Source organism: Cellulomonas fimi (assembly GCF_012952065.1).
Lineage (GTDB): Bacteria > Actinomycetota > Actinomycetes > Actinomycetales > Cellulomonadaceae > Pengzhenrongella > Pengzhenrongella fimi_A.
In genome coordinates, this window is the sequence record NZ_JABCJJ010000017.1 from 1 (window position 1) to 15,381 (window position 15,381).

15 protein-coding genes are annotated in these 15,381 nt (G+C 74.3%); 7 read left to right on the forward strand and 8 right to left on the reverse strand.

The window, feature by feature from the left end:
• Positions 1-1,631: DUF5719 family protein (locus HIR71_RS11200; protein WP_211374080.1), on the forward strand; the 1,631-nt coding region annotated here is incomplete at its 5' end.
• 10 nt (positions 1,632-1,641) lie between these two features.
• On the opposite strand, the gene HIR71_RS11205 is transcribed toward HIR71_RS11200, so the two are convergent.
• Positions 1,642-2,511, reverse strand: a complete 870-nt coding sequence (locus tag HIR71_RS11205; protein ID WP_169325156.1) for a glycosyltransferase family 2 protein — start codon at positions 2,509-2,511, stop codon at positions 1,642-1,644.
• A 98-nt stretch (positions 2,512-2,609) separates the two neighbouring features.
• Positions 2,610-3,059: a metallopeptidase family protein gene (locus HIR71_RS11210; RefSeq protein ID WP_169325157.1), complete on the reverse strand. Its 450-nt coding sequence runs from the start codon at positions 3,057-3,059 to the stop codon at positions 2,610-2,612.
• A gap of 97 nt (positions 3,060-3,156) precedes the next feature.
• Between HIR71_RS11210 and HIR71_RS11215 the strand changes: the two genes are divergently transcribed.
• Positions 3,157-3,516 carry a DUF3499 domain-containing protein gene (locus HIR71_RS11215; protein ID WP_169325158.1) on the forward strand — a complete coding sequence of 120 codons (360 nt, stop codon included), beginning with the start codon at positions 3,157-3,159 and terminating at the stop codon, positions 3,514-3,516.
• Between the two features lie 9 nt (positions 3,517-3,525).
• Entirely contained in the window at positions 3,526-3,915 is a 390-nt protein-coding gene (locus tag HIR71_RS11220; RefSeq protein WP_249051789.1) for a hypothetical protein, read from the forward strand.
• 6 nt (positions 3,916-3,921) lie between these two features.
• Here HIR71_RS11220 and HIR71_RS11225 read toward each other — a convergent pair whose 3' ends face one another.
• A complete protein-coding gene (locus HIR71_RS11225) occupies positions 3,922-4,740 on the reverse strand; it encodes an NAD-dependent epimerase/dehydratase family protein (RefSeq protein ID WP_169325159.1) in 819 nt (272 codons plus the stop codon).
• A gap of 131 nt (positions 4,741-4,871) precedes the next feature.
• On the opposite strand from HIR71_RS11225, the gene HIR71_RS11230 reads away from it, so the two are divergent.
• Together HIR71_RS11230 and HIR71_RS11235 are read left to right on the forward strand one after the other, a co-directional pair.
• Positions 4,872-6,359 carry a phosphomannomutase/phosphoglucomutase gene (locus HIR71_RS11230; protein ID WP_396031476.1) on the forward strand — a complete coding sequence of 496 codons (1,488 nt, stop codon included), beginning with the start codon at positions 4,872-4,874 and terminating at the stop codon, positions 6,357-6,359.
• Positions 6,356-6,577, forward strand: coding sequence for a Trm112 family protein (locus tag HIR71_RS11235; protein ID WP_169325161.1), 222 nt, complete (start codon positions 6,356-6,358; stop codon positions 6,575-6,577). Before HIR71_RS11230 ends, HIR71_RS11235 begins: the two co-directional genes overlap by 4 nt.
• Before the next feature lie 21 nt (positions 6,578-6,598).
• Here HIR71_RS11235 and HIR71_RS11240 read toward each other — a convergent pair whose 3' ends face one another.
• The 4 genes from HIR71_RS11240 to HIR71_RS11255 all read right to left on the reverse strand — a co-directional run bounded on the left by HIR71_RS11240 (position 6,599) and on the right by HIR71_RS11255 (position 11,753).
• Complete coding sequence (locus HIR71_RS11240) at positions 6,599-7,522, reverse strand: glycine betaine ABC transporter substrate-binding protein (protein ID WP_169325162.1); 924 nt, start codon at positions 7,520-7,522, stop codon at positions 6,599-6,601.
• A 64-nt stretch (positions 7,523-7,586) separates the two neighbouring features.
• A complete protein-coding gene (locus HIR71_RS11245) occupies positions 7,587-8,471 on the reverse strand; it encodes an ABC transporter permease (RefSeq protein ID WP_169325163.1) in 885 nt (294 codons plus the stop codon).
• Complete coding sequence (locus HIR71_RS11250; protein WP_169325164.1) at positions 8,468-9,700, reverse strand: quaternary amine ABC transporter ATP-binding protein; 1,233 nt, start codon at positions 9,698-9,700, stop codon at positions 8,468-8,470. The genes HIR71_RS11245 and HIR71_RS11250 overlap by 4 nt, the downstream gene beginning before the upstream one ends.
• A 415-nt stretch (positions 9,701-10,115) precedes the next feature.
• Positions 10,116-11,753: an ABC-F family ATP-binding cassette domain-containing protein gene (locus tag HIR71_RS11255; protein WP_169325165.1), complete on the reverse strand. Its 1,638-nt coding sequence runs from the start codon at positions 11,751-11,753 to the stop codon at positions 10,116-10,118.
• Between the two features lie 233 nt (positions 11,754-11,986).
• On the opposite strand from HIR71_RS11255, the gene ahcY reads away from it, so the two are divergent.
• A complete protein-coding gene (gene ahcY, locus HIR71_RS11260) occupies positions 11,987-13,477 on the forward strand; it encodes an adenosylhomocysteinase (RefSeq protein WP_169325166.1) in 1,491 nt (496 codons plus the stop codon).
• A 23-nt stretch (positions 13,478-13,500) separates the two neighbouring features.
• Here ahcY and HIR71_RS11265 read toward each other — a convergent pair whose 3' ends face one another.
• Positions 13,501-14,319: an RDD family protein gene (locus tag HIR71_RS11265; protein WP_169325167.1), complete on the reverse strand. Its 819-nt coding sequence runs from the start codon at positions 14,317-14,319 to the stop codon at positions 13,501-13,503.
• 66 nt (positions 14,320-14,385) lie between these two features.
• Between HIR71_RS11265 and HIR71_RS11270 the strand changes: the two genes are divergently transcribed.
• Complete coding sequence (locus HIR71_RS11270) at positions 14,386-15,375, forward strand: stage II sporulation protein M (RefSeq protein WP_169325168.1); 990 nt, start codon at positions 14,386-14,388, stop codon at positions 15,373-15,375.
• Positions 15,376-15,381 lie beyond the last annotated feature (6 nt).

Here is a 15,381-nt window from a genome sequence, read left to right on the forward strand (position 1 = left end):
GATCTGTGAGCGCGAGCACGGCCACGCCCGCGACCCGGGCGGCGCCACGACGCGCGCGCGGTCGCGCGGCGCGCATCGGGGGAGCGGTGGCCGTGCTCGCGCTCACGGCGGCCGTGGTTGCCCAGGCCTCCGCGATCCCGGTGCCGCCCGACGTCCCGGTGGCCGTGCCCGCGGTCGAGGTCCCGCCCGCGGCGCGCCAGCTCGTGTGCGCCGGACCGCTCGTGCAGCCCGACGACACGGTGGCCGGCGACGCGGCGTTCGACCCGACGCCGGTGGACGTCCTGACCCGCGTGGGCGTGGTCACGGTCGGCGCGTCCGACGCCGATCGCGCCCCCTCGGCGACCCTGACCCCGCTCGCCGGGGACCAGCCGCTCACGGTCGCCGAGCCGGCCGGAGGGGCGGCCGGCGCGGCCGAGGCCGCCGCACCGGACGGTGCGACGCGGATGACTGCCGACCCCGTCGGCGACACGGCCGCGCGCATCGCCGGCACCACGGCGTCCGTGACCTCGGCGGGTGACCTGCGCGGCCTGGCTGCGGCGTCGTGCCAGGCGCCGGCGGCCGAGCAGTGGCTCGTCGGCGGGAGCACCGAGATCGGCAGCAGCGCGCTGCTCGTCGTCGCCAACCCCGGTGCGACCCCGGCCGAGGTGACGGTCGAGGTGTTCGGCCCCTCAGGGCGGGTCGACCTCGCCGGTGCCGCCCGGTTCCTCGTGGCGCCCGGGGCCGAACGCGCGCTCCTGCTCGAGGGCATCGCCGCCGAGCAGCGCCGCATCGTCACCCGCGTGACAGCGGCCGGCGGGCTCGTGACCGCCCAGGTGCAGGACAGCCGGCTCAACGGCTTCACCCCCGCCGGGACGGACCTGGTCAGCGCGGGCCAGGGCCCGGCGACCCGGCAGGTGGTCGGTGGGCTGGTGGTGCCCGACACGACCATCGACCAGCCCGACACCGCGGTGCTCCGGCTGCTCGCCCCGGGGGACCTCGCGACGCGCGCCCAGGTCACGCTCCTCGGCGCGGCCGGTCCGGTCACGCTCCCCGGCGTCGAGTCGGTGGACCTCGCGCCCGGTGAGGTGATCGACCTGCCCCTCGGCGGGCTGCCCACGGGTACCTACACCGCCGTCGTGGACTCCAAGGAGCCGGTCGTGGCGGGGGCGATGCTCACGCGCCCCGGCCTGCCCGGTCAGCTCGACGACCTGCCGACGCTCGAGCGTGCCTGGAGCGCCGCGTCGGCGGTCGGTCGCAGCGGCGTGGTCGCGGTGCCCACCGGGATCACCCCGACCCTGCTCCTCTCGGCGGTCGGTCCCGGCCTCCGAGGCGCGGGCGGCGACGCCGCGACCGGCACGCTGCACGTGCTGGGCGCCGACGGCGCGGTGCTCGACGAGCGTGAGGTCCGCGTCGAGGCGGGGACCACGTTCGCCATGCCCGCGACCGACCTGGTCACGGGCCGGCAGGTCGCGGGTCTCGCGCTCACGCTCGAGGACGCCGACCGCACCGGGCGGGCGGCGCTGGCGTGGACGGTGCTGGCGAGCGTCCCCGCCGCGGACGGCGAGCTGGTGTCGATCCTCGACCCGGTCCCGGACGCCGCAGCGCAGACCCGGGTCCCCGTGCAGCGCGCCTCGACGCTCGGCCTGCCCTGACGGTCTGCGGTCAGCGCGCGGCGCGGAGCTCGAACCGCTCGCGGATGCCGAGCCCGACGCTGACCGCCACCCGCACCGGCCAGTGGTACCAGCGGTCGTACCGGTGGTGGAGGTAGCGCTCGGCGCTGCGGTGGTGCGCGGTGATCATGGTCGCCGGACGCTCGCGCCAGGACGTGCCGCCGACGTGCGTGACGCGCGCCGAGGGCACGTAGACGTTGTGCCACCCGGCGAGGGCGAGCCGTTCCCCGAGGTCGACGTCCTCGAAGAACATGAAGTACGCCGGGTCGAACCCGCCGACCTCCTCGAACGCCTCGCGCCGCACGAGCAGGCACGCGCCCGAGAGCCACCCCGTCGTGCGCTCCGTGGCGTCGGCCGTCTCCTGGCGACGCAGGTAGGCCCGGGTCCACGGGTTGCCCGGCCACAGGCGCGCGAACAGCGCGTGGCCCACCCCCTGCGTGAGCGACGGCAGCGCGCGCGCCGACGGGTACAGCGTCCCGTCGACGTTGAGGAGCGCGGGCCCGAGGGCGCCGGCACGCGGGTGCCGCTGCGCAGCGGCGAGAAGCGTGTCGAGCGACCCGGGCGACCACACGATGTCGGGGTTCGCGACGACGACCCACGGCGCCGTCGCGCCTTCGGCACCGGCGTTCGCGGCACGGCCGTAACCGAGGTTCTCGCCGGTCCGCACCACCTCGCCGCCGTACGCGGCCGCAACTGCGTCAGCCGCGTCGGCATGCGGCCCGTTGTCCACGAGCACCAGCTCGACCGGCCCGCTCGCCGCGTCCTCGAGCGACCGCGCGAAGTCGTCGAGCTCGCTGCCCGGGTCGTACGTCACGCAGATCACGCGGACCAGGGGAGGGCCCGACTCGGCGGAGGTGCTCATCGCGGACCAGGCTAGTGCCCCCGGGTCGCGGCCCGCCGCCGTGCCGCCGCCGTGCCGCCGCCGTGCCGCTCGTCGTGCCGCCAGGTCGAGCCGGGTGGTCAGGCGCCGTCGTGGTAGCCCGGGTCGACCTCGTCCGGGCTGCGGCCCAGCAGGTGGGCGACCTGCTCGACGACGACGTCGCGCACCAGGTCCTCGAGGTCGGCCTCGTCGAGAGCGCGCGTCTCGACCGGGCGGCGGTACACGACGACGCGCGCCGGCAGCCCGGCGTCCGCGGGGAAGTACCGCCCGAGCGGGACGCCACCGCGCTCCCACGGCGCCGGGTTCGACGGCGGCACGTCCTCGACGGCGAACTCGGTGCCGTCGAGCTCGCGCCCCCACCGCTTCTCGAGCCGGCCGACCGCCTCGAGGACGAGGTCGTCGAACCGTTGCGCCCGGGTCCGGAACGCCGGCAGCCCCGCGGGAAGGAGCGGCCCGCGCGGGCCGCGTCCGCGCCGGTCACGACGCCGTGCGGGTTGCGCAGGGTGGGACGGAACGGGCATCGTGGTCATCCGTTCGATCCTAGTCCGCGCAACACGCCCCGGTGTGACGCCTTTCACCCGGCGCGGCAGTTCTGGCCGGTCCCGTGGGCCCGGTACGGTTCGCGATGTGAGATCCGTCCGCCAGTGCTCCCGCACGGCCTGCGACAGCGGCGCCGTCGCGACGCTGACGTATGTGTACTCGGACTCCACCGCCGTTCTCGGGCCGCTCGCCAACCTCGCAGAGCCCCACTCGTACGACCTCTGCGCCGAGCACGCGGACCGCCTCACGGCGCCGCGCGGCTGGGAGGTCGTCCGGCTCACGCCGGACTTCGTCGAGGTGGGTCCGAGCCACGACGACCTGCTCGCGCTGGCCGACGCCGTGCGTGAGGCCGGCCGGCCGCGGCACGTCGCGGCCCCGCACCCTGTTCAGCTCGCCGAGGTCGGGCGACGTGGTCATCTGCGCGTCCTGCGCGGGGACGGAAACTGAAGGAGAACCATGTCCGGTCCTGCTCGGGCGCGCTCCGACGTCGCCGCGCTGCCCACCACCTTCGCGACGCCGCCTGGCGCGGTGGCCGCTGCCCGTGCCACGCGACGTGCCTCGGGCGCGTTGCCTACGCAGAGCGCGCGCAGCCGGCGCGCGGCGGCCGAGGCGCTGCCGCTCGGCTCGATCGCGACGGCGCCCGCGCGGACCGCGCCGGGCACGTCGAGCTGCGGCGAGTGCGCGAGCACCGCCCTCACGTACCTCGAGATGACCTTGACCGACGGCGCCCCGGTCGTGTTCGTCTCGTGCCACGAGTGCGAGCACAAGGGCTGGTTCTCGCTCGACGGCGGCGGTGCAGCGCTCTCACTCGACTCGGTGCTCGGCAGCGCGACGAAGGTCCGCTGACCCAGCTCAGGCGCGCGCCCGCGCGGCCGACTCCACGATCTCGCGGAGGCCGCGCTGCGCCCGCCACCCGGTGGCGGCGGTGAACCGCTCGGTCGACGCGACGAGCGCCGGCGGGTCCCCCGGCCGGCGCGGAAGCACCTCGGCGGGCTGGTCGCACCCGGTGGTCCGCGCGACCTCCGCCAGCACCTGACGCACGGAGGCCCCGACCCCGGTCCCGACGTTGAGCACGTCGTCGGTGCGCTCGTCCCGGTCGAGGTGGTCGAGCGCCGCGAGGTGCGCGTCCGCGAGGTCGAGCACGTGCACGAAGTCGCGCACGCACGTCCCGTCGGGGGTCGCGTAGTCGGCTCCGAAGACCTGCGGCGGCAGCCCGCGGTCGAGCCGTTCGAGCACCATCGGCACGAGGTTGAGCGCATGCGTGTCCGCGAGCTCGGGCCAGCCCGTCCCGGCCACGTTGAAGTACCGCAGCGCGAGGAACCGCAGCCGCCACGCGCGGGCCGCGGCACGCCCGAGCCACTCGCCCACGAGCTTCGTCTCGCCGTAGGGATTCACCGGGGCAGGCGCCACGTCCTCGGTCACGAGCGGCACGTCGGGAGCGCCGGCCAGGTGCACGACGGCGCGCACGCGGGCGTCGATGAAGAGGTCGGTGAGGGCGTCCTCGGCCCCCCGCCCGGCGACGTCGACCACGGTGAGGGGGACACCCGCGACCCGGTCGGCACGCCCGGTGCTCAGGTCGTCGACCACGACGACCTGCTCCCCACGGGCCGCCAGCAGGCGCACCACGTGCGCCCCGATGTAGCCCGCCCCACCCACGACGGCGATCGTCACTCCGCAGAGAGTAGGGCCTGGCCGCTCTCGCGGGGGCGACGCGCGCCGACCGTTCGCGCCGACCGTGCGCGCCGACCGTGCGCACGAACCCGTGCCTCGGGACGCCGCCCGGGATCAGTACGATGGCGGGCGTGCCAGCAGACGACTTGATCCCCGACCTGACCGCGCTCATCAAGGCGTACGACGTGCGCGGCCTCGTGCCCAGCCAGCTGGACGCGCGCGTGTCCCGCGCGATCGGGGCGGCGTTCGGCGACGTCGTCGTCCACGGCGGCGCCCGGCCTGCGGCCGGTTCGGCGTCCCGCCCCGTCGTCGTCGTGGGGAACGACATGCGGGAGTCGGGCCCCGAGCTGGTCGCGGCCTTCGCCGGCGGTCTCGCCGCGCGGGGGGTCGACGTCGTGCGGATCGGGCTCTGCTCGACCGACGGCCTCTACTACGCCTCGGGCGCCCTCGACGTCCCCGGCGCCATGTTCACCGCGAGCCACAACCCCGCCGAGTACAACGGCATCAAGCTGTGCCGCGCGGGCGCGCGGCCCGTCGGGCAGGACACCGGGCTCGCGGAGGTCCGCGACCTCACCCGGACGTACCTGGCCGACGGCGTCCCCGAGCTCCCGGCACAGGAACGCGGCCACGTCAGCGACCGCGACGTGCTCGCCGACTACGCCCGGTTCCTGCGCTCGCTCGTCGACCTGGGCGGTATCCGCCCGCTCAAGGTGGTCGTCGACGCCGGCAACGGCATGGGCGGGCACACGGTGCCGGCCGTGCTCGGCACCGGGGCGGGCCTTCCCGCGCTCCCGCTCGAGATCGTGCCGCTGTACTTCGAGCTCGACGGCAGCTTCCCGAACCACGAGGCGAACCCGCTCGAGCCCGAGAACCTGCGCGACCTGCAGGCCGCCGTCGTCGAGCACGGTGCCGACATCGGCCTGGCGTTCGACGGCGACGCCGACCGCTGCTTCGTCATCGACGAGCACGGCGACCCGGTCAGCCCGTCCGCGATCACGGCGCTCGTGGGCCTGCGCGAGGTCGAGCGCGAGCGTGCGGCCGGCCGGGACTCGATCGTGATCCACAACCTCATCACCTCGCAGGTCGTCCCGGACCTGCTGACGGCCGCGGGCGCGCGTGCCGTGCGCACGCGCGTGGGGCACTCCTTCATCAAGGCGGAGATGGCCGCGCACGAGGCCGTCTTCGGCGGCGAGCACAGCGCGCACTACTACTTCCGGGACTTCTTCTTCGCGGACACCGGCATGCTCGCCGCGATGCACGTGCTCGCGGCGCTCGGGGGTCAGGACGCGCCGCTCTCGGCGCTCGCGGACGCGTACATGCCCTACTCCGCGTCGGGCGAGATCAACTCCCGGGTCGACGACGTCCCCGCCGCGCGAGCCCGCGTCGTGCAGGCGTACGTCACCGACGAGGGCGCCGGCGCCGTCGAGGTCGACGAGCTGGACGGGCTCACGGTCCGGCACTGGGACACGACGCCGCGCTGGTGGTTCAACCTCCGCGCGTCGAACACCGAGCCGCTGCTGCGGCTCAACGTCGAGGCTCAGGACGAGGACATCATGGAGAAGGTGCGCGACGACGTGCTGACGCTCGTCCGTGCGGGCGTCGAGAAGGAGTCCGAGTGACCGACCAGCGGGCCGGGAGCGCATCGGCCATCGAGCCGTGGCTGCGCGAGATCCTGCGCTGCCCCGTGACGGGCGCGACCCTGGTCGACGGGACCGGGCCCGACGGCGAGCCGGAGCTCGTGTCGACCGACCCGGACAACCCGCTCGCGTACCCGGTGCGCCAGGGCATCCCGGTGCTGCTGGCCGACGACGCGCGCCCGGTGCGCCCCGCACAGTGATCCACGGGTCGGGCTGTGTCGTCAGGCGCCGCTCGCGGCCGTGAGGTCCTCGAGGAGCTCGGGGTTGTCCGCGAGCCACTGCGCGGCGGACTCCTCGTTCTTCTCGCCGCCGTTCTCGTTGAACATGAGGTTCTCGAGCGAGAAGAGCTGCTCACCGGTCAGCGTGAACTCGCCGAGCCACGACGCGAGCTGCGGGAAGTCGGCCGCGAAGCCGGTGCGTCCGACGGTCTCGATGCGCTCCGCCTCGCCGAGCGTGCCCTCGGGGTCCTCGAGGTCGCGCAGCGGGAACGCGTCGTACGCCCAGTGCGGGCGCCACAGCGTCACCGCGATGTCACGACCGGCGTCGACGGCGCCGCTCAGCTCGGCGAGCATCGCGGGCGTCGAGGACTCCACGAAGTCCAGGTCCTCGAGGCCGTAGGTCGGGATGACCTCGTCCTTGGTGATCCGGGTCAGACCGGCCCCGGGCTCGATCCCGACGAGCCGGTTGCCCACGACGTCGGGCTGGGCCGCGAGGTCCTCGAGCGACTGGAGCGGGGAGTCCTCGTTCACCGCGATGGTGAGGCGCGCGTCGTCGTACCAGGCGCCCAGCTGCTCGAGGTCGTCACCGAACTGCTCGAGGTAGTCGGCGTGCGTGACGGGCAGCCACATGTCGAAGTTGAGGTCGAAGTCGCCGCCGGCGAGGCCGGTGTAGACCGGGCCCGGGTCGGCCATCTCGAGCTCGACCGAGTAGCCCTCCTCCTCGAGGATCGCCTCCCAGAGGTAGGAGACGGCGATGCCCTCGTCCCAGCCGTTGTGGACGGCGATCGTGACCTCCTGGAGGTCACCGCCCTCGGTGGTGGCCGAGCCGGGGGCGTCGGAGTCGGTGGTCGAGCACGCCCCGAGGAGCAGGGCCGTGGCCGTGGCCGTGGCGGCGAGGTCGAGGGGACGTCGGGTTCTCAGGGTCATTGCTTCCTTTCACGGTCGCCCCGGCCGGGTGCCGGCGGCGGGAGGGGCACGAGGTGCGGGCGTCTCAGGCAGCCGCCAGCTTGAGCGCGCGCGAGACGGGCGCACGGTCGGCGAGCGCCGACGTCATGCGGTCGAGGTACATCGCGAGGATCACGACGGCGAGGCCGGCCTCGAAGCCGAGCGACACGTTCACGCGCGACAGGGCGGAGACGACGTCGCGACCGAGCCCGGCCGCGCCGACCATGCCGGAGATCACGACCATCGACAGCGAGAGCATGATCACCTGGTTGACGCCGGCCATGATCGTCGGCAGCGCGAGCGGGACCTGGATCTGGCGCAGGATCCGGCCGGGGGAGGCGCCGAACGCGTGGCCGGCCTCGACGACCTCGCGGTCCACCTGCCGGATGCCCAGCTCGGTGAACCGGACGCCGGGGGCCAGCGCGAACACGATCGTGGCCACGATCCCCGGGACCGCGCCGGTGAGGAAGATGACGACGGTCGGGATGAGGTAGACGAACGCGGGCATCGTCTGCATGAGGTCGAGCACCGGGCGCAGCGTGCGCGAGACCCTGTCGTCGCGCGCCGCGAGGATGCCGAGCGGGATCGCGATCGCCAGGGCGATCAGGCTCGCGACGACCACCAGCGCGAGGGTCGCCATGGCGTTGTCCCACTGGTCGACGCCGACGATCACCGCGAAGCCGACGAGGGCGCCGACGGCGAGCCGCCAGCCCTTGGTGACCACGGCGAGCGCGACGAGCACGAGCACGACGACCCAGACCGGCGGCGCGGTCAGCGCGAGCTCGAGCCCGTCGTAGGCGCCCAGGAGGACGGCCTTGACCGCGTCGAACAGGCCGCCGAAGGTCGCGGTGACCGCGTCCACGGCGGTGTCGACCCAGTCCCCGAGCGGCAGCCGGAAGGTGAGGTCGGAGGCAGCGGTGCGGACCGTCATCGGGCACCTCCGGTGGTGACGAGGACCGCGTCGTCGGCGCGGCCGGCCTGCTCGGCGGGCGGCGAGGCCATCGCCTCGAGCAGCGTGACGCGCGGGATGACGCCGACGAGCCGCCCGCGGTCGTCGACGACGGGCACGGGCAGCGGGGTCTCCGCCGCGGGGGCGAACAGGTCGGCGAGCGGCGCGTCCACCGAGACGGGGGTCACCTCGTCGCGCGTGAGGTCCACGAGCGCCGAACCGCCCACGCGGACCGCGGTGACGAGGTCCTCGTCGCGGACGACGCCGCGCAGCGTCCGGTCGCGGTCGACCACGTACGCGGCCGAGGTCTGCGCCTCGCGCATCTGACGCAGGGCGACGCGCGCGCCGGCGGCGGCGACCACGACCGCCGTGGGGCGCACCATGACGGAGCCGGCGGTGAGCACGCGGCTGCGGTCGACGTCGGCGACGAACTGCGCGACGTACTCGTCGGCGGGCTCCGAGAGGATCTGCTCGGAGGTGCCGATCTGCACGACCCGCCCGTCGCGCATCATGGCGATCCGGTCACCGAGGTGCATGGCCTCGTTGAGGTCGTGCGTGATGAAGACGATCGTCTTGCCGAGCGTCTGCTGGAGCTCGAGCAGCTGCTCCTGCATCTCGCGGCGGATCAGCGGGTCGAGCGCGGAGAACGCCTCGTCCATGAGCAGCACGTCCGTGCCGGCGGCCAGGGCGCGGGCCAGGCCGACGCGTTGCCGCATCCCGCCCGAGAGCTGCGACGGGAGCGAGTCCTCCCACCCGTCCAGCCCGACCAGGCCGAGCGCCTGCGCGGCCCGCCGGCGGCGCTCCGCGCGGTCGATCCCCTGGATCTCGAGGGGGTACGCGGCGTTGTCGAGCACGCTCCGGTGCGGCAGGAGCGCGAAGTGCTGGAACACCATGCTGACGCGGCGCTGCCGGAGGTCGCGCAGCTCCGACGCGCTGACGCGCGACAGGTCGGCGTCGCCCAGCAGGATGCGCCCGGCCGTGGGCCGGACCAGCCCGTTGAGCATGCGGATGAGCGTCGACTTGCCCGAGCCCGACAGGCCCATCACGACGAACGTCTCGCCCGCCGCGACCTCGAAGCTCGCGTCGATCACGGCCGCGGTCCCGAGTCCCTTGACGGACTCCCGCTCGGCGCCGTCGCGCAGGCGGCGCACGGCCTCCTGCGGGCGGCGCCCGAACACCTTGAACACGCCTTCGGCGCGCAGTGCTGTCACTCGTGTACCCCGTTCGGTGGATCACCGCCTCCGGCGCCCGCGTCGCGGCTGCGACGTGCGGCGCCGAATGCACCGCGAGGGCCCGGACTACGTGCCGGCCGGTGTGCGCCGCGCGCCCCGGTGGGCACAGCGAAAGACGCGCCGGACAGGCCGCGCGCACCGTCCGGCAGCGCCACCTGGATGGTGCCGCGCGAAGTCGCGCACCCACTGTCCGGTCCGACCGATCGTGGATCAGGTCGGGCTCCACCATGCCGTCCCGGGGGCGGTCTTGGCCAATACGATCGTGGCTCCACGGCGTGGCAGACGGGTGACAGGAGCCCGTGATCCGGCGGCTGACCTGGACGTTTGTCCAATAACGGATCGTTACCCAGTTGTGACCCGAGTCATCCCGGGGTGGGCGCGCGGGACGTCCCGGTCAGGCCTCGTGGACGGCTCCGTCGGCGACCGCCCAGCGCCGGTTCACGTGCACGGCGTCGAGCATCCGCCGGTCGTGCGTGACGAGCAGGAGCGTGCCCGCGTACGACTCGAGCGCGGCCTCGAGCTGCTCGATCGCGGGGAGGTCGAGGTGGTTGCTGGGCTCGTCGAGCACCAGGAGGTTGACCCCGCGGGCCTGCAGCAGCGCGAGCGCCGCGCGCGTCCGCTCTCCGGGCGAGAGCGAGGCGATCGGTCGCCCGACGTGGGCCGCGCGCAGCCCGAACTTGGCGAGGAGGGTGCGGACGTCCGCCGTCGGCCGGTCCGGCACCTGGCCCTCGAACGCGTCGAGCAGGGCGCGCGGGGAGTCGAGCAGAGCGCGCGCCTGGTCGACCTCGCCGACGGCGACGCTCGCGCCGAGCGACGCGGCGCCGTCGTCCAGCGGGACGCGGCCGAGCAGCGCTCCGAGCAGCGTCGTCTTGCCCGAGCCGTTCGCGCCCGTCACGGCGATCCGGTCGCCCGCGTCGACCTGGAGGTTCACCGGCCCGAGCGTGAACGGCCCGCGCCGGACGACGGCGTCGCGCAACGTGGCGACCACCGCGCTGCCCCGCGGCGCGGCCGCGATCTCGTAGCGCAGCTCCCACTCCTTGCGCGGCTCCGCGACCTCCTCGAGCCGCTCGATGAGCCGGTCGGTCTGGCGTGCCTTCGCGGCCTGCTTCTCCGAGCCCTCCTTGCGGAAGTTGCGCACGAACTTGTCGGGGTCCGACTGCTTCCGCATGGCGTTCTTCACGCCCTTGTCCATCCACGCGCGCTGGGTGCGGGCGCGCTCCTCGAGACCGGACCGGCGGTCCGCGTACTCCTCGTACGCCTCGCGCGCGTGGCGCCGCGCGGTCGCACGCTCCTCCAGGTACGCGTCGTAGCCGCCCCCGTAGACGTCGACGCGCTGCTGCGCGAGGTCGAGCTCGACGACGGTCGTCACGCTCCGGGAGAGGAACTCGCGGTCGTGCGAGACGACGACGACGCCCGCGCGCTGACCCCGGACGAACGCCTCGAGCCGCTCGAGCCCGTCGAGATCGAGGTCGTTGGTCGGCTCGTCGAGCAGGAGGACGTCGAACCGGGAGAGGAGCAGCGCCGCGAGCCCTACGCGCGCCGCCTGCCCGCCCGACAGGCCCGTCATCGGCTGGGCGGTGTCGAGCCGCAGCCCGAGGTCGGCGAGCACCTGGCCGGTCCGTTCCTCGAGGTCGGCGGCGCCGAGCGCCATCCAGCGGTCGAAGGCCAGGCCGTACGCGTCGTCGGCCCCGGTGCGACCCTCGGCGAGACCCGCGGCGGCGTCGTCCAGCTCGGCCTGCGCCGCGGCGACGCCGGTCCGGCGGGCGAGGTGCCCCGCGACCGTCTCGCCGGCGGGACGCTCGATCTCCTGCGGGAGCCAACCGACCCGTGCGTCGGCGGGGGACAGGGTGACGGTGCCCGCGGCCGGCGCGTCGACGCCAGCGAGGAGGCGCAGGAGCGTCGACTTGCCCGCGCCGTTGGCGCCGACGAGCCCGACCACGTCGCCGGGCGCGACGACGACCGAGAGGTCCGAGAACAGGGTGCGGTCGGCGAACGCGGCGCTCACGCCGCGCGCCACGAGGGTCGCGCTCATCCACCGATCCTCTCAGCCGGAGCGAGGACGGGCGGTTCGTGCGAGCCGCGCGGAACAGCCGGACGGGTGCGCTGGTTACGATGGGTGCGCACGGCGTCGGTGATGCCCACGGCCCAGAGGGGCCGCGCCGGGCGAGGAGCACCGTCGTGGACCGCGGTCCCCGGCCCCGGTGCCCGCTCGGTCCCGTCCCACGCACGCCTCGCACGCACAGCCCCCTCACGCAACGGAGTGACATGACCACCCTGCTGTCGTCCCCGACCTCACGGTTCGACGAGTCCGCCGGCCGCTACAAGGTCCGCGACCTGTCGCTGGCCGCCGCCGGCCGCCACCAGATCCGCCTCGCGGAGCACGAGATGCCCGGGCTCATGGCGCTGCGCGCCGAGTACGGCCCGTCGCAGCCGCTCGCAGGCGCACGCATCGCGGGTTCCATCCACATGACCGTGCAGACGGCGGTGCTCATCGAGACGCTGACGGCGCTCGGCGCGGACGTCCGCTGGGCCTCGTGCAACATCTTCTCGACGCAGGACGAGGCCGCGGCCGCCGTCGTCGTCGGCCCCGGGGGGGCGCCCACAGCACCATCAGGGGTGCCGGTGTTCGCGTGGAAGGGCGAGACTCTCGAGGAGTACTGGGAGTGCACCGAGCAGATCCTCGTGTGGCCCGGTGACCAGCGGCCCAACATGATCCTGGACGACGGCGGCGACGCGACCCTGCTGCTCCACAAGGGCGTCGAGGTCGAGAAGGTCGGGGCGGTCCCGGCCGACGCGACGCCGGGCGAGGCGGGCTACTCCGAGGAGGGCAACCTCGTCCTCGGCGTGCTGCGCCGCTCGCTCGCCGTCGACCCGCAGCGGTGGACGCAGATCGCGGCCGAGGTCCAGGGCGTCACCGAGGAGACCACCACGGGCGTGCACCGCCTGTACCAGCTCTTCGAGGCCGGCGAGCTCCTGTTCCCGGCGATCAACGTCAACGACTCGGTCACCAAGTCGAAGTTCGACAACAAGTACGGCATCCGCCACTCGCTGCCCGACGGCATCAACCGGGCCACCGACGTGCTCATGGGCGGCAAGGTCGCGTTCGTCGCGGGCTACGGCGACGTCGGCAAGGGTGCGGCCGAGGCGCTGCGCGGCCAGGGCTCGCGCGTCGTCGTCTCCGAGATCGACCCGATCAACGCGCTCCAGGCGGCGATGGACGGCTACCAGGTGGCGCGCATCGAGGACGTCGTGGGCGAGGCCGACTTCTTCCTCACCACGACGGGCAACCGCGACGTCATCACGGCCGCGCACATGGCGGCGATGAAGGACAAGGCGATCGTCGGCAACATCGGCCACTTCGACAACGAGATCGACATCGCGGGCCTCGCCACGCTCGCGGGCGTCACACGCACCGAGATCAAGCCGCAGGTCCACGAGTGGACCTTCCCGGACGGCCACTCGATCATCGTCCTGTCCGAGGGTCGGCTGCTGAACCTCGGCAACGCGACGGGGCACCCGTCGTTCGTCATGAGCAACTCGTTCACCAACCAGGTGATCGCGCAGATCGAGCTGTTCACCAAGCGCGACGAGTACCCGGTCGGCGTCTACCGCCTGCCCAAGGTGCTCGACGAGAAGGTCGCGCGCCTGCACCTCGACGCCCTCGGGGTGCGGCTCACGGAGCTGACGAAGACGCAGGCCGAGTACCTCGGCATCGACGCGGCCGGCCCGTACAAGCCGGAGCACTACCGCTACTGAGGTCGGGCGTCAGCGGGCGCCTGCTAGTCGGCGGGGTCCGGGACGGCGTGCGGGAGTCGCTGGACCAGCGCGGCCTCGACGGCTGCGCTGTGCGCCGCCCGCGTCTCCGCGGCCAGCTCGCGGTCGCGGCGCTCGGCGAGCACGGCCGCGAGGAACGCCTCGGGATGCGTGCCCGGTGGTGGAGGGGGTGCGACGAAGCGGCCGGCGTCGGCGGCGAGCTGCGTGCCGAGGCGGACCCGCGACGAGGGGTGCAGGCGGTCGGTCCGACCGAGGAACTGGCGGGCGGCGAGCGCCAGACCGTCGGGGAGCCGGCGCATGTCGGCCGCGTGAGCCCACCCGGCCAGGTGGTACGGCATCGACACCGGCGGCAGCTCGCGGTGCGCGCCGCGCACCCGCACCGCGTACGTGCCGGCGACGACGTCGCCCACGCGCTTGCCCTTGTCGTTGAGCAGCGACGTGATCAGCGCGACCGAGCCGAACGTGAGCCACAGCTCGCCGAACCCGGTGAGCGCGCGGATCAACGCCTGGCGCAGGCGGACCGGGCCGCCGTCGTCGCGCACCACCCGGATGCCGGCCGCAAGCTTGCCGAGCGAGCGGCCGCGGCTCAGCGTCTCGACGACGGTGGGCAGGACGACCAGCACGGTGACGAGCGAGGCGACGACGATCGCCCGACCCGCCGCCGGGGAGAGCTCCACGTCGGCGACCGTGATGCCGAGCGCGATGAGGAAGCCGACCGTCGCGACCACCAGCACGTCGAGCAGAGCCGCGAGAGCGCGCGAGGCGAACGAGGCCGGCCGGGCGTCGATCGAGACACCCTCACCGATGAGGATCCCGTCGGTCATCTGCGGCTCGTCTCCCTCCGTGCGCGTCCGCCCGGTGTGGCCGCGCGCTGTGGCAGGGTATCCGGCGTGGACCTCGATGCCTTCACCGCCGTGCGCCGGGCGCAGTGGTCGCGGCTCGACGAGCTGGTCCGGCGGCGGCGCCTGACGGGTGCGGAGGCCGACGAGCTGGTGCGGCTGTACCAGTCCGTCGCGACGGACCTCTCGACCGTGCGGTCCGCGGCTCCGGACCCGGCGACGGTCTCCCGGCTCTCCGACCTTCTCGGCCGCGCCCGCAGCGCCATCGCGGGCGCGCACGAGCCGGCGTGGCGCGACGTGACGAAGTTCCTCGTCGTCTCGCTGCCCGCGGCGCTCTACCGGATCCGGTGGTGGACGGTCGCCGTGACGATCGCGTGCGTGGCCATCGCGGTGGTCGCCGGGTGGTGGGTCGCGACGCAGCCGGACGCGCTCGCCGCGATGGGCACGCCGAGCGAGCGGCAGGAGTACGTCGACAACGCGTTCGAGCAGTACTACGACCCGTCGGCCGGGTTCGCGGCGATGGTGTGGACCAACAATGCCTGGATCGCGGCCCAGGCCATTGGGCTCGGGATCAGCGGCATCTGGCCGGTGTTCGTGCTCGTCAACAACGCCGTCTTCGTCGGAGCCACGGGCGGCATGATGGCCGCGTCCGGGCGCCTCGACGTCTTCCTGTCCCTGATCGCACCCCACGGCCTGCTCGAGCTCACGGCCGTGTTCGTCGCCGGGGCGGCGGGCCTGCGCATCTTCTGGACGCTCGTCGACCCTGGGCACCGTCCCCGCTCCCAGGCGCTCGCGGAGGCGGGGCGCGCGCTCTTCACCGTGGCGCTCGGCCTCGTTCTCGTGCTGGCCGTGTCAGGGCTGATCGAGGGGTTCCTCACCGGGTCGAGCCTGCCCTGGTCGGTCAAGATCGGCGTGGGCGGGCTCGCCCTCGCCGCGTTCTGGGCATACACGCTCGTGCTCGGCCGACGCGCGGTCGCCGCCGGGGAGACCGGCGACCTGGACGCCGACCGTGCGGGGCACGTGCTGCCCGTCGCCGGCTGACGGTCG